The 14,429-nt window shown below is 59.7% G+C and carries 9 protein-coding genes; 1 reads left to right on the forward strand and 8 read right to left on the reverse strand.

Annotated features, from left to right (window positions below; translation table 11 throughout):
- Positions 1-94: 94 nt before the first annotated feature.
- Positions 95-1,519 (forward strand): IS1182 family transposase, encoded by a 1,425-nt coding sequence (locus tag HUW52_RS18420; RefSeq protein WP_175554489.1) that lies wholly within the window; start codon positions 95-97, stop codon positions 1,517-1,519.
- 210 nt (positions 1,520-1,729) lie between these two features.
- On the opposite strand, the gene HUW52_RS18425 is transcribed toward HUW52_RS18420, so the two are convergent.
- From HUW52_RS18425 to HUW52_RS18460, 8 genes are all read right to left on the reverse strand, one after another.
- Positions 1,730-3,349 carry an ABC transporter ATP-binding protein gene (locus tag HUW52_RS18425; protein WP_175554490.1) on the reverse strand — a complete coding sequence of 540 codons (1,620 nt, stop codon included), beginning with the start codon at positions 3,347-3,349 and terminating at the stop codon, positions 1,730-1,732.
- A 1-nt stretch (position 3,350) separates the two neighbouring features.
- A complete protein-coding gene (locus tag HUW52_RS18430) occupies positions 3,351-4,373 on the reverse strand; it encodes an ABC transporter permease (RefSeq protein WP_175554491.1) in 1,023 nt (340 codons plus the stop codon).
- A complete protein-coding gene (locus HUW52_RS18435; RefSeq protein WP_175554492.1) occupies positions 4,373-5,437 on the reverse strand; it encodes a microcin C ABC transporter permease YejB in 1,065 nt (354 codons plus the stop codon). The genes HUW52_RS18430 and HUW52_RS18435 overlap by 1 nt, the downstream gene beginning before the upstream one ends.
- Positions 5,424-7,265 carry an extracellular solute-binding protein gene (locus HUW52_RS18440; protein WP_175554493.1) on the reverse strand — a complete coding sequence of 614 codons (1,842 nt, stop codon included), beginning with the start codon at positions 7,263-7,265 and terminating at the stop codon, positions 5,424-5,426. Before HUW52_RS18440 ends, HUW52_RS18435 begins: the two co-directional genes overlap by 14 nt.
- A 226-nt stretch (positions 7,266-7,491) precedes the next feature.
- Positions 7,492-10,146 carry a TonB-dependent receptor gene (locus tag HUW52_RS18445; protein ID WP_016987117.1) on the reverse strand — a complete coding sequence of 885 codons (2,655 nt, stop codon included), beginning with the start codon at positions 10,144-10,146 and terminating at the stop codon, positions 7,492-7,494.
- 119 nt (positions 10,147-10,265) lie between these two features.
- Positions 10,266-10,769 (reverse strand): RES family NAD+ phosphorylase, encoded by a 504-nt coding sequence (locus HUW52_RS18450; protein WP_175554494.1) that lies wholly within the window; start codon positions 10,767-10,769, stop codon positions 10,266-10,268.
- Complete coding sequence (locus HUW52_RS18455; RefSeq protein ID WP_175555704.1) at positions 10,766-11,242, reverse strand: antitoxin Xre/MbcA/ParS toxin-binding domain-containing protein; 477 nt, start codon at positions 11,240-11,242, stop codon at positions 10,766-10,768. Before HUW52_RS18455 ends, HUW52_RS18450 begins: the two co-directional genes overlap by 4 nt.
- 271 nt (positions 11,243-11,513) lie before the next feature.
- Positions 11,514-14,423 (reverse strand): TonB-dependent receptor, encoded by a 2,910-nt coding sequence (locus HUW52_RS18460; RefSeq protein ID WP_175554495.1) that lies wholly within the window; start codon positions 14,421-14,423, stop codon positions 11,514-11,516.
- Between the last annotated feature and the right edge of the window lie 6 nt (positions 14,424-14,429).

Here is a 14,429-nt window from a genome sequence, read left to right on the forward strand (position 1 = left end):
GATCCCGCCTCCATCAGACTGTGTGAAAACCTAGCAATCTGGCTGGTGATCCAAGAAAATGCTCCGTATCGAAAGATACGGAGCATTTTTCGTTATGGCCTACATCCAAGGAGAGTCCCGCAGCCAGACCAGTCTGTTCCCGGTCTCGCTGGAGGAACTGATCCCCGAGGATCACCTCGTTCGTGTGATCGACCTCTACGTCGCCAAGCTGGATCTGGTGCAACTGGGCTTCGACAAAGCGTTGCCCAAAGGCACCGGGCGCCCCTCTTATGATCCTGCCGATCAGCTAAAACTCTATCTCTACGGCTATTTCCAACGGATTCGCTCCTCACGCCGACTTGAGGCCGAGTGTCAGCGCAACATCGAAGTGATGTGGTTGATCAACCGGCTCAAACCCGACTTCAAGACCATCGCCGACTTTCGCAAAAACAACAAACCGGCCTTTGTGGCGACGTGCCGGGCCTTCGTCCATTTCTGCCGAACCGCCGGCCTGATAGCCGGTGAGCTGGTGGCCATCGATGGCAGCAAGTTTCAGGCGGTTGCTTCCTCGCGGCGTCATATGAGTTTGAAGCGGCTCAAGCACCAGGAGCAGAAGCTGGATAAACGCATTGCCCAATACCTGGCCGAGCTGGATGAGGCGGATAAAACCGAAGCCAATGAGGTGGTTGATCGCAGTGCGGTCAAGACGGCTTTGGCGCAACTTGAAGTCAGGCACTCCAATAACCTGACGTGCCAGGCCCTGATGAAATCAATGGCGCTTGAGCAATTCAATACCCACGAAAGCGACGCCCGAGTGATGCGAACGCATAAAGGGCCGCGGGTCGCGTACAACGTGCAAACAGCCGTGGACGCTGAGCACTGCCTGATTCTGCATCATGAAGTCACTCAGGACAGCGATGATCGCAAGCAACTTGAACCTATGGCCAAGGCTGCCAAGGAACACTTGCAGCAAGATGAACTGACGGTCACTGCCGATGCAGGCTACTCGAATGGCAAGCAGTTCCAGGCCTGTGAGGATGAGAGCATCACGGCTTATGTACCGCCCAATCGATCAGGTAACTCCAGCAGTAAGGAAAAGGAATTCTTCGACCGAACAGTCTTTAACTACGATGCGTCGCAGGACCGATATCAATGTGCCGCTGGCAAATGGCTGACGCTCAAGCAGCGGAGTAAAGGGGATCGTGTCTATCAGGCGATGGTCAGCGACTGTGCTGACTGCCCGTTGAAAGCGCAATGCACCGAGGCCAAGCGCCGATATGTCTCACGTCATGCTCACGAAGAGGCTTTCGAACGAATGGAGCGGCGAATGCAGGCGCATCCCGAAATGATGGTCAGCCGAAGATCCATCGTGGAGCATCCCTTCGGCAACCTTAAACAGTGGTTGTTTGGCAATGCTCGCTTCTTGCTGCGACAGCTTGAGGGTGCGAGAGCTGAAATGGCCTTGGCGGTGAACGCCTATAACCTGAAACGAGCGGTTAACGTGCTCGGCGCACGTCAGCTGATGGTGTTGATGGGCTGAAAAGCCTTTTTTCGCCTGCTGCCGGCACAAAGGCAAACGCCCCGAACAAGTCGGGGCGTTTGCTTGGAACCACCATCAATGCGTTTTCACACAGTCTGTCCATGGCGGGATTTTTACATTCGAGCGCTGAGAATTACTGCTCACACTCAAGACCTGTGAGAGCGAGCTTGCTCGCGAAGGCGTCAACTCAGTCGACATCACCGCTGCCTGTCACATCGCATTCGCGAGCAAGCTCGCTCCCACATTTGATATAGGGTCGTCAGTGAACGAAGCCGCCAGCAACTCTCGGGTATACGGATGCTGCGCCGCATGAAACAGCGCATTTGTCTCGCCACGCTCCACCACTTCACCCTCCTTCATTACAATCAAGTCATGCGCCAACGCGCGCACCACCGCCAGATCGTGACTGATGAACAGGTAGGTCAAACCGTGTTCCGCCTGCAAACGCCGCAATAACGCGACAATCTGTTTTTGCACCGTGCGATCCAGTGCCGACGTCGGTTCATCCAGCAGGATCAAGTCGGGCTTGAGCACCAACGCCCGGGCAATGGCGATGCGTTGCCGCTGACCACCGGAAAACTCGTGGGGATAGCGATGACGGGTGGCCGGGTCGAGGCCGACTTCATGCAGCACATTGATCACCGCCCTTTCACGCTCCTCGGCATTCAGATCGCTGTGCACCTGTAGACCTTCAGCGATGATCTGCTCCACGCACAGGCGCGGACTGAGGCTGCCGAACGGATCCTGAAACACCACTTGCAGGCGTTTGCGCAGCGGCCGGAGCTGTTTCCCGCTCAAGCACTCCAGCGCCTCGCCCTGAAAACGAATACTTCCCTGAGCATCCAGCAAACGCAGAATCGCCTGACCCAACGTCGATTTTCCGGAACCGGATTCGCCGACAATCCCCAATGTTTTTCCGCGCTGGAGATTCAAATCAATGCCGTTGACCGCGTGCAACCAAGACTTCGCGCGCAGCCATCCGCCGCCCAAACGGAAGCGCACATTGAGATCGCGCACCTGCAGCAAATCTTCCGCAGGCTCCCGGCACAACGCTTCGCCACCCGGTTCGGCATTGAGCAACTCGACGCTATAAGGATGCTGCGGCGCGCTGAACAACTGTTCGCAGGCCGCCTGCTCAACAATCAATCCGCCACGCATGACCGCTACCCGCTGAGCGATATTGCGCACCAGATTCAGATCATGACTGATGATCAACAGGGCCATGCCCAGCCGTTCTTGCAGCTCTTTGAGCAGCAACAGAATCTTGCGTTGCACGGTCACGTCCAGCGCGGTGGTCGGCTCGTCGGCGATCAACAACTGCGGCTCGCAAGCCAGCGCCATGGCAATCATCACCCGTTGCCGCTGGCCGCCCGACAGCTGATGCGGATAGGCCTTGAGCCGCTCGCGCGGGCGTTGAATGCCCACCAGCTCGAGCAATTGCAGAATCCGTTGGCGCGCAGCCGCCCCGGCCAATCCCTTGTGCAGCGCCAGGCTTTCGGCCAGTTGTCGCTCAATCGTGTGCAGAGGATTCAGTGAACTCATCGGCTCCTGAAAAATCATCGCGATGCGGTTGCCACGCAATTGCCGCAAGTAGCGCTCATGCACGCCAAGCAACTCCTCGCCGGCATAGCGGATGCTGCCGTCGATCCGGGTGATGGCCGGGTCAAGCAATTGCAGAATGCTGTGCGCCGTCACCGATTTGCCAGAGCCGGATTCCCCGACCAGCGCCACGCACTCGCCGGGTCGGATATCGAGGTCGATGCCGTGCACCACGGTCTGGCCATTGAAGGCGACGCGCAGGTCGCGTATTTCAATCAGATGTTCCGGCATCTCAAGTCCTCGGATCAAACGCATCGCGGCAGGCTTCGCCGATGAATACCAGCAGCGAGAGGATCAGCGCCAGCGCAAAGAACGCGGTCAAACCGAGCCATGGCGCTTGCAGATTATTCTTGCCCTGGCCGATCAACTCACCCAGCGAAGCACTGCCGGCCGGCATGCCGAAACCGAGAAAATCCAGTGCCGACAAGGTCGCGATCGCCCCGGTGAGAATGAACGGCAAATAGGTCAGCGTCGCGCTCATGGCATTGGGCAGGATGTGCCGAACGATCACCTGCGCATCACCGACACCCAGCGCCCGTGCGGCTTTCACGTACTCGAGACCGCGACTGCGCAGGAACTCGGCCCGCACCACATCGACCAGGCTCAACCAGGAAAACAGCGCCATGATCCCCAGCAACCACCAGAAATTCGGCTCGACAAACCCGGACAGAATGATCAGCAGGTACAACACCGGCAGCCCCGACCACACCTCCAGCACGCGCTGACCGATCAAATCGACCCAATCACCGTAGTAACCCTGCAACGCCCCGGCGGCGATACCGATCAGCGCACTCGCCACCGTTAGCGCCAAGGCAAACAGCAGCGACACGCGCGTGCCGAAAATCACCCGCGCCAGCACATCGCGCGCCTGATCATCAGTGCCCAGCCAGTCGTCGCCACTGGGCGGACTCGGCGCAGGCTCCGTCAGGTCGTAATTGACCGTGTCGAACGCGAACGGAATCGGCGCGAACCACAGCCGCCCGCCCTGCCCCTCGATCAATTGCCGCACCTGCGCGCTGCGATAGTCCGGCTGAAACGGCAACTCACCGCCGAAATCCTGCTCGGTGTAGCGCTTGAACGCCGGGAAATACCAGTCGCCCTGATACGCCACCAGCAGCGGTTTATCGTTGGCCACCAGTTCACCGCCAAGGCTCACGCCGAACAGCGCGAGAAACAGCCACAGCGACCACCAGCCACGCCGATGCGCCTTGAACCGCGCCCAGCGACGCTGGCCGATTGGAGACAATCTCAGCATCAGGCAGCCCTCGCGGTAAAGTCGATGCGCGGATCGACCAGCGTGTAACAGAGATCGCCCAGCAGTTTTATCAGCAGGCCGAACAGGGTGAAAATGAACAGCGAGCCGAATACCACCGGGTAATCGCGCGCCACCGCTGCTTCGTAACTGAGGCGGCCGAGGCCATCGAGGGAAAAGATCACTTCAATCAGTAGCGAGCCGCCGAAGAACACTGTCACCAATGCTTGCGGCAAACCGGCGACGACCAGCAGCATCGCATTGCGAAACACATGGCCGTACAACACCTGTTTTTCACTCAAGCCCTTGGCGCGCGCGGTCACCACATACAGGCGCGAGATCTCGTTGAGAAAGCTGTTCTTGGTCAGGATCGTCAACGTGGCGAAACCGCCGATGACCAAGGCAATCACCGGCAGCACCAAGTGCCAGAAATAGTCGGCCACCTTGGCCCACGGCGACAGCTCGGCGAAGTTGTCCGAGACCAGCCCGCGTACCGGAAACCAGTCCAGCGCGGTGCCGCCGGCAAACACTACGATCAGCAACAGCGCGAAGAGAAACCCCGGCAGCGCATAACCGATGATGATCGCCACACTGCTCCAGACATCGAACGCCGAGCCGTTGTGCACGGCTTTGCGAATGCCCAGCGGAATCGACACCAGATAGGTGATCAACGTCGCCCACAGGCCCAGCGATAAGGTCACCGGCAGCTTCTGCCAGATCAGCTCCGTGACGCTGGCACCGCGAAAGAAACTCTGGCCGAAATCCAGCCGTGCATAGCTTTTGAGCATCAGCCACAAACGCTCACTGGCGGGTTTGTCGAAGCCGTACTGACGCTCGATATCGGCCACCAGTTTCGGGTCGAGTCCGCGGGTGGCGCGGGATTCGCCACCGACGGTTTCGACATGGCTTGAACCCACCGCTGCACCCACGCCAATCCCCTGCAAACGCGCAATGGCCTGCTCGACCGGGCCACCGGGCGCGGCTTGGACGATGACGAAATTGACCAGCAGGATCGCTAGCAAGGTCGGCACGATCAGCAGCAGACGCCGCAGGCTATAACCCCACATGGCTGTACTCCTTGTGCGTTTGGGTTGACGTCAGTGCAGTCGGGCTGATTTCCCACCAGGTGTCGAGACCGGCGTCGTACAGAGGCGCAATCGCTGGTCGGCCGAAGCGGTTCCACCACACCGTGGATATTCCCGGCGGGTAATAGTTGGGTACCCAGTAATAGCCCCACTGCAACACCCGATCCAACGCATGAGCATGGCGCAGCAGACTTTCGCGATTGTCGGCCTGCACCAGCCCTTCGAGCAGTGCATCGACGGCCGGATCGCGCAGCACCATGTAATTGTTCGAGCCGGGATCAGCGGCGCCGTCAGAACCGAAGTAATTGAACATCTCGCGCCCCGGCGCCTGACTCACCGGATAACCGGCGACGATCATGTCGTAGTCACGATTACGCACGCGGTTGGTGTATTGCGCGGTGTCGACCTGACGGATATCGAAGCCGATGCCGATTTGCGCCAGATTGCGCTTGAACGGTAACAACAGTCGCTCGAAGCCCTTCTGGCCATTGAGGAAGGTGAAGTGCAGCGGCTCGCCATTGGCGTTCACCAGTTGATCGCCGCGCGGCTTCCAGCCCGCGTCTTCGAGCAGTTTCAGTGCCTGCAATTGCTCGGCGCGGATGTTGCCACTGCCGTCGGTTTTCGGCGCTTGAAACACCGTGGTGAACACTTCACCGGGAATCTGTCCGCGCAATGGCTCAAGAATCTTCAGCTCTTCGGCATCCGGCAATGCAGTGGCCGCCAGTGCGCTGTGGGAGAAGAAGCTGCGCTGACGCAGGTACATGCTGCGCATCATCTGGCGGTTGCTCCATTCGAAATCCCAGAGCAGGGCGATCGCCTGACGCACCCGACGATCCTGAAACAATGGTTTTTGCAGGTTGAACACAAAGCCCTGCGCACCTTGCGCAGCACCGGGCGCGAGGTGCTCACGGAGCAATTTGCCTTGCTCCAGCGCCGCCCCCGCGTAACCGATGGTGAAACTGGTGGCCGAGAACTCGCGGTTGTAATCGAAGCCGCCGGCCTTGAGTACCTGCCGCGACACGTCGGTGTCGGCGAAGAACTCCACGCTCAGTTGATCGAAGTTGTAGAGGCCGCGCGTGATCGGCAGGTCCTTGGCCCACCAGTCCTGCACCCGTTGAAATTTCACGCTGCGCCCCGCATCTACCGCGCGGATGCGATACGGGCCGCTGCCCGGCGGAATCTCGAAACCGCCGCCCTCGGCAAAATCCCGCGTGCGCCACCAATGTTCGGGCAGCACTGGCAGTGTCGCCAGGTCCAGCGGCAAGGTGCGGCTGTCGTTGTTCTTGAAGAGGAAGCGCACTTGCGTCGGCGACTCGACGACGACCTCAGCGACATCGCGAAACTGCTGGCGGTATTTGAGACTGCCCTGGGTGGTGAACAGTTCGAAGGTGTAGCGCACGTCTTCGGCAGTGATCGGCGTGCCGTCGTCGAAACGCGCCTTCGGGTTCAGGTAGAAGCGTATCCAGCGGCGATCCGGATCCAGCTCCATCTGCTGCGCCACCAGACCGTAGACGCTGTAGGGTTCGTCCTTGCTGCGATAGGCCAGCGGCGCATAGAGCCAGCCATCGATATCGGCCACGCCGGTGCCTTTGTCGGTGTAAGGAATCAAGTGGTCGAACGGGCCGCTTTCCAGCGACGAGCGACGCAGGCTGCCGCCCTTCGGTGCGTCGGGGTTGGCGTAGGCCAGGTGCTGGAAGTCGGGGGCGTATTTGGCGGGTTCGCCGTAGACCGTTAATGCCGGTTGCGGGGCGGCCCAACTGAACGGTGTTAGAAGCGCGAAAGCGCTGAATAAAATGAGCCTGGAGAACATAGGGCAGATCCTTTTACGCGGTGTCGCTGACGGCCTCTTCGCGAGCAAGCTCGCTCCCACATGGATCTTCAGTGAACTCAAGTCCCTGTGGGAGCGAGCTTGCTCGCGAAAGCGTCAGTGCATTCAACACACCTTCTGCCTACCTGTGATGTGCAACAGGCCGGCGATTTTTATAGAGCAGGCTTTAGATCAATCGGTGACTAAAACCCGCCATCGCTGATCATTCTCAGAATTTGTAACTGACCCGCGTGTACAGCGTCCGGCCAAACGGGTCGGCATATTTCGGGTCGTAACCGCTCTGGAACGTGTAGGTCTGGTTGCTGAACGGTGGCTCGCGGTCAAACAGGTTTTTCGCGCCGAGGGTCACGCTCAGGGTCTTGCGCCAGGTGTAGGTACCGGCCAGATCCCAGACGTTGTACGAGCCGACGTAATCGTGAGTGTCGCGATCGGAGTCGTGGTAACCGCTGGTGTAACGGTTGGTCAGGGCAGCGCCGAACGGGCCGTAATTCCAGCTTCCGGTCAGGCTGTGGCGCCAGCGCGCGACGGCGCCCGCCGAGGCAAAGTCGCCACCACGGAAATCACCCAGTTTGTCGATGTAGTCGCCCTTGAGTTGTTGCTGGTAGTCATAGCGGGTGACGTAAGTGCCTTGCAGACCGATGCCGAAGTTGCCGTACGGCGTGCTCGGCAGACGGTAATCAAAGCTGACGTCGACGCCGTTGGTCTTGATCTTGCCGAGGTTGGCCAGCCCGGTGACGATGTGATCGATGGAGCCATCCGCCTTGCGCACCAAGCGATCCGGGTACAGCTCAGGATTCTCGAACACCGCCGATTCGGGGAACTCGGCAATCTGGTTGGCGATGTCGATCCACCAGAAATCCAGCCCGGCGCTCAGGCGCTCGAATGGTTGATAGACAAACCCGAGGGTGACGTTGCGTGCGGTTTCCGGGCTCAAGTCGGTATTGCCGCCGCTGGTGCGATTGAACTGCTGCGCGCAATCGCGGTTGGCGATGCCGCCATTGCTCGGATTACCGCCCGCGCACAAACGCGGGTCGTTGTAGTTGGCGTTGGTGAAACTGCTGAACGTCGGGTTGTACAACTCATACAACGATGGCGCGCGAAACCCTTCGCTGTAGGCACCGCGCACCACCAGTTCCTTGAACGGCTGGAAGCGGAACGAGTATTTCGGGTTGGTGGTGCTGCCAAAGTCGCTGTACTTGTCGTGGCGTACGGCGGCGGACAGTTCGAGGCTATCGAGCACCGGCACATTGACCTCGGCGTATTCGGCCGAGACGCTGCGATCCCCGGCAACACTGCCGTTCGGATCAACACCGAGGCTTTGCACGTCGCCGGCAAATGCGGCGAAATCCTGATGGAAGTCTTCCTTGCGATACTCTCCGCCCAGCGCCAATGCCGAAGGGCCGGCACCGAACCAGTCGCCGATTTCACGACTGATGCGCCCGTCGATGGCCTTCACCCGCCCTACCGCCGTGGCGTAATCGCCGTCCACCGCGTTGGCCGCCAAAAGCGCCGAACCGGCAGCCGTCTGCGGGCCGAACGGGTTGATCACGCCGTTGGCAATACCGGCGCTGACGGCACGATCGTTGACGTAGCCGTCCTGAATGCTGTTGACCACTTTGTTCTGGTTGTACGAGGCGCCGAGGTTGTAATCCCAGCCGACCAGCGTGCCGTCGAAACTCAAAAGCAAGCGCTGGCTGGTGTTGTCGTCTTCATGCTGGCGCGCGCCAACGGCGGTTTCACGCCAGTTGACGTCGACCGCTTGCGTCGGATCGAGGGCAAAACCGTTCGGCCCGGGCGTGATGCCGTTACCCGGATAGAACGCCGTGCCGGGGTTGACCTGATTGCCCATCAAGGTGCCGGGGCCGATTTGCGTGCGGTTTTCGTTGCGCGCCCAAAAGTATTCGAGGCTGACGTTGTGATCGTCCGACAGCTTGCCGGTGGCTTTGGCGAAGGCCGAAGTCTTCTCCGTTTCCGGCACCAGATCGAGGTAATTCCACAGGCTTTGCCGGCAGATACCGTTGCGTGCCAGCAAACCCGGTGCGTTGCAGCCGGAACCGGCCAAAGGGTTGGTGGCATTGCTGCCCTGACTCCAGTTGGCCGGCGATGCGGTGCCGGAGGTGTAGTCGAGCCCGCGATTGGGCTGATAGTTGTAGGTGTAACCGCGATCTTCGGCGGCCAGACGTTGTTGTTTGTCGTAGCTGACCACGCCGAACACGTTGAAGCGATCATCCTGCAAATCACCGAAGCCCCAACTGCCGCTGAAGTTTCGACTTTCACCGCCCCCCGAATGCGTCGGCGTGTCGTAATTGGTGCTGATCTGCCCCTCGGTGAGACTGGTTTTGGTGATGAAGTTGATCACCCCGCCGATCGCATCGGTGCCATACAGCGCCGAGGCGCCGTCGCGCAGCACCTCGACCCGGTCGATGGCCGCGAACGGAATGGTGTTGAGATCGACACCGGAGCCATTGATTGCGTTGGTGGCGTTGTTGCTCAGGCGCCGGCCGTTGAGCAGTACCAATGTCTTGTTCGCGCCGATACCGCGCAAGTCGGCATACGACGCGCCGCCACTGCTCGACCCCACCGAACGCCCGGAGCCGACTGAAGACTGGTTGGCGGAAATGCGACTGACCAGCTCCTCCGTGGTAGTAACACCCTGCTCGCGCAGCTCTTCGACGCGCAGGATGGTGACCGGCACTGCGGTTTCCGCATCGACCCGGCGGATTGCCGTCCCCGTGACTTCGACCCGTTGCAGTTGGGTGGTCGGTTCAGTTGCCGTGCTGTCGGCGGCGATCGCCGGCAGTGTGTTGATTGCCAGCAGCAAGGCCAGGCTCAAAGGTGATTTGACGGGTGAAAACTGAATCATGAACAGCCATCCCTGCGTTTTGGTTTATGCAGGGATGTGCGATGACGAATAAGTATTTATAGAGGGCGATTTAGACTGTTGGGTGCTGAGGTTATGCAAAAAAAAGCCATGCCTCGATATCAAGCCGATGCCATGTCCCTCAGCAACCGTGTATCCAGACCAAAACGTTCTTGAGAGACCATTTTGAACTGCCCCGCTGCGAGGTCGCAGCTCACCAGCAGATTCCACGAGTGGCGAGTTGCCGCCGAGGGAATCAGGACAAACGGATGTTCATCCAGTAATGCGTCGGCAAACCGCTGTTGATTGGGCGACGGCCACGCGGGACTCAACCAGTACGGATTCGGCACCTCTTCGGGCTGAACGACTTTGACCCGTGCATCGCCGATGACCTCAAAGCACGTCAGCACATAAGGCTCTCTGTCCAGTGCATCAAAACTGTTATTGGCTGCCACCTCCAGAATGGCCGAGGACGGGTCGACAGATGCATAGACGACTCGCCGGCCAGGCGCATTCCATCGACCGCCCTTCAGTTTTGGACCCATCCCGCTGTCCCACGTGTCTCCGTAGGCCTCCTGATCCAGGCGCCAGCCATACCACTGTCTTTCCCAGGGCAAGGGATTCATGGGTAACCCCCGTACAGGACCCGACACAAGTATTGCTCGACCATCTGGAAGCCCAGTGGATGACGGGTCAACTCCAACGGCACGTAGCCGTTAAGGTAAGGGGTCGACTTCTGCATCCATATTTCCGCCTGTGGCAGCCCCCCGAACGCCCGAGTGGCCATCTCCAGCACCAGCGCATATTGGTAGGCGACGACACTCTGTTGCGAGTCAAGCCGTACCGGTTTGCCTTCCTTCAACAGCCGCTGCACGGTTCTGACAGATTTGCCGGTGATGCGTTTGACCATGTCTTCGCGCAGGTACATTTCGGAAGTTGAAAGCATGTTGACGACGTCGCTCAGCTCAAAGCCCTCGTCGGTAAGGCGGACAATCAGCATGGCATCATCACCGAGGTCCTGGCCGTGCACGAGCAAATCGACAGGTTTTCCCTCGGCCTTCTTCAGCACCGTCAGCCGGGGTGCTTTTGATGTGGGCATCGCGACATCCTCCATGGGGCATCTGGCGCGATCGTCGATCCAGAAGTTGCGCAGGGAATAAACAGGGGTTTCATGTTCGATGTGTGGGGTACGCATAATAGATCCTTGATCTGGGAGCCTGAGCGTTCAAGCCGCTCAGCGACTTCAATGTCAGGTCCGATGCTATAGATCGCGCTTCCGACGACCAACCTGAAAAGGTCGTCGGAAATATCCCCTGTTTGCCGCAAAACCCGCCGTTTTCCGTAGGACGTAAAACGCGAAATGCCTGCCATCATCCGCCGAAGTGATAACTCACATCCAGCCACCACTGCCGTCCGTACGGGTCATAGTTGCCGGTCGGGTAATACGGCCAACCCGCCGAGTCATCGTGTTTGATCTGATTGAGCACGTTGTTCACGGTCAGCCCGACACTCGCCCGGTCATTGAGTTTGTAACGCGCACTGGCGTTGAACACCGTCCACGGCGACAGACGCCCGTCTCCTGCGCCGTTGGTGACTGAACCGTAACGAATGCCCATCAGCGTCGCCGTGGCTTTCTGGTAATCCCAGGTCAGGCTGGCGTTGACCTTGCTCCGCCAGTCGTAGTTGGTGCGTGAAGTGCGCCAGTCTTGCGTTGGCGCCTCTTCCGATTCCTTGTAGTAGTGCGACAGCACCAGGGTATAGCCCAGCGCCGAACTGAACGCGCCGTACTGCCCGGCACCCCAGCGGATATTGCTCTTGAAGTCCAGACCACTGACCCGCTCGCTGGCGGCGTTGATCGCATTGACCCGAACGCGCTGCAACTGGTTGGGATCGACCGCGGCATTGCCAGCGTTGCGATCGATGCGCGCCAGGGTCGATTGGCAATTGGCCGAGTTGATGTCCTGCGTGCCATTGCGGCATTCGTTCTCTTGTTGCAGCAAGCGGTTTTCATCGACGGTGGTCAGCAGATCATCGATCTCGACACGCCAGAAATCCGTGGAGAAATCGAAGTTGCGCGACGGCGACCAGACAAACCCGTAGGTCCAGGATTTGCCGCGTTCCGACTCCAGATTAGCGGTGCCGCTCTGGGTGTAATCGACCCGTCCACGATCACACGCGCCCTCCACGCCCTGGCTGCAACCGTAGTAATCGATCTGCGCCGGATAGTAGCCGTTGCTGTCGGATTGATAGATGTAGTTCAGGTCCGGCGCACGGAAACTGGTGCCATAACTGCCGCGCAGCAACAGGCTGGTCACCGGGCGCCATTCCAGCCCGAGGTTGTAGGTCTTCTGTTGTTCGGTGCGGCCGCTGAATTTGTATTGGTCCCAGCGCCCGGCGGCGGTCGCCAGAATCGTGTCGGTGACCGGAATGCTGAACTCGCCGCCCGCCGCATAGCGTTTGCGCGAGCCGCCGGAACTTTGCTGTGGGCTCACGCCGTAAAAAGTGCCGTCGTTAAGGCCATCGTCCGGGTCAACGCGATACTCCTGCTTGCCCGCCTCCAGCACCCCGGCGAATCCCACGGGCCCGGCCGGCAGATCGAACAGATCGCCATTGACCGAGGCGTTGTAACTGGTCGACACCGATTTGCTGCTCTGGGTCAGGTTGCCGCGAAACTGTTGCCATTCCTGCGGTGTCAGCGGCCGGTCGAGCCGTGAAGCATCCGGGGCGAACACTGGATAACCGCCGCTGACACCGAGTTGCGGGCCGAGGTAGAAATCCTGAATCGATGACAGTGGCGTGTAGCGCGTGGTCCTGACGCTGCGATATTCCGAGCGATTGGCCGCCAGATCGTAACTCCAGCCGGTGTCGGCGATCTTGTCCGAGAGGCCGAGGGTGCCGGTCCACGAGGTATCGCGCCACTTGCTGTTGTTGCTGGTGCGCCTGCCAATTTCTTCCTCACCGAAACGGCGATACCAGCGCTCCAGATTGCCGCTGTTCTGGTTGATGAAGTCCGGTGAGGTGAAGGTCGGCCCGCGCGTGTTGTTCTGGATGTGGTCGAGGCCGTACATCAAGTCGGCGAAGACCTGGCCGCTGTCGCTGAAATGCCAGGTGCCACGGGTGTAGCCGTCGTAGTTTTCCTTCTGGGTCTGCACAGTCCAGTAATCGTTGTACATCTGGTCGGTGCGGCAGCGCCCGCCGCTGTTGACCAGTTTGTTGTCGAAGGTGCCCTGATAAGCACCGCAACCCGGTCCCAGATAACGACTGTTGCTCAGGTCGCGGCGGTAACCGACGTCCGCCAGCGGGCCGTTTTGCATAAAGCCACGGTCATCGGCCCAGATCGGATCGCGGTTAGTCAGCTCTAGACCGAACAAGCCGTCAAAATCCCCCCAACTGCCGCCGCCGCTGATCTGCAAGCGCTGGTTGTCACCGCCGCCGCGCTCACTGGTGCCGCCCTTGAGGTTGACGTCGACGCCGTTGATCTTGTCCTTGAGGATGATGTTGACCACCCCGGCAATCGCGTCCGAACCGTAAATCGCCGAGGCGCCGCTGCTGAGAATTTCGATACGTTCGATGACTGCCGACGGAATATTCGCCAGGTTGGTGAAGTTGACCTTGCCGTCGTACGGCGTCGGGTAGTCGGCGACCCGGCGGCCGTTGATCAGCACCAGCGTATGGTTCGGGCCGAGGCCGCGCAGGTTGAGTGCGCTGGCCGCCGGTTGCCAGGTGTTGCCGTAATCTTCGCCTTGGGTCATGCCGGTGTTTTGCGTTTGTGTCGCCAAGGCGTCGTAGACGTTTTTATAACCGCGCGCCTCCATTTCCTCGTGGGTGATGACGTTGACCGGTGTGGCGCCATCGCTCTGCGCGCGGGCAATGCGCGAACCGGTGACGGTGACTTTTTCCATGCGGTAATCGGCGCTGGTGACCGGCGCCACGGCTGTGACTTTCGCCGGCACATCGGCCGCGCGAACCGTTAAACCCTGGGCGCTTTGTTCGACTTGCAGACCACTGCCGAGCAAGGCCTTTTCCACTGCCTGACGACCGCCCAAAGCCCCGCGCACCGCAGCACTGCGTTTGCCTTGCACCAGTTGCTGACTGAAGGAAATCGGTACGCCGCTCTGCCGCGAGATGTCCAGCAGCACTTCGTCGAGCGGCCCGCTGGCAATGTCGAAGCTGAACAGTGCAGCTGCCGGCTCCTGGGCAATCGCCAGCAATGGGCTGAGGCCCATCGCCAACGCAGCGGCGAGGGTCAATCGAGGTAATTGTTGTTTGATTGAGAACATCGAAGG

Source organism: Pseudomonas sp. 43A (assembly GCF_013363935.1).
GTDB classification, from domain to species: Bacteria; Pseudomonadota; Gammaproteobacteria; order Pseudomonadales; family Pseudomonadaceae; genus Aquipseudomonas; species Aquipseudomonas crudilactis.

What these genes read in the sequence shown, in the direction of transcription:
- HUW52_RS18455 (WP_175555704.1), bottom strand. Translation starts at nt 11,242, where the DNA reads ATGCCCACATCAAAAGCACCCCGGCTGACGGTGCTGAAGAAGGCCGAG.
- HUW52_RS18440 (WP_175554493.1), bottom strand. Translation starts at nt 7,265, where the DNA reads ATGTTCTCCAGGCTCATTTTATTCAGCGCTTTCGCGCTTCTAACACCG.
- HUW52_RS18435 (WP_175554492.1), bottom strand. Translation starts at nt 5,437, where the DNA reads ATGTGGGGTTATAGCCTGCGGCGTCTGCTGCTGATCGTGCCGACCTTG.
- HUW52_RS18430 (WP_175554491.1), bottom strand. Translation starts at nt 4,373, where the DNA reads ATGCTGAGATTGTCTCCAATCGGCCAGCGTCGCTGGGCGCGGTTCAAG.
- HUW52_RS18420 (WP_175554489.1), top strand. Translation starts at nt 95, where the DNA reads ATGGCCTACATCCAAGGAGAGTCCCGCAGCCAGACCAGTCTGTTCCCG.
- HUW52_RS18425 (WP_175554490.1), bottom strand. Translation starts at nt 3,349, where the DNA reads ATGCCGGAACATCTGATTGAAATACGCGACCTGCGCGTCGCCTTCAAT.
- HUW52_RS18460 (WP_175554495.1), bottom strand. Translation starts at nt 14,423, where the DNA reads ATGTTCTCAATCAAACAACAATTACCTCGATTGACCCTCGCCGCTGCG.
- HUW52_RS18450 (WP_175554494.1), bottom strand. Translation starts at nt 10,769, where the DNA reads ATGAATCCCTTGCCCTGGGAAAGACAGTGGTATGGCTGGCGCCTGGAT.
- HUW52_RS18445 (WP_016987117.1), bottom strand. Translation starts at nt 10,146, where the DNA reads ATGATTCAGTTTTCACCCGTCAAATCACCTTTGAGCCTGGCCTTGCTG.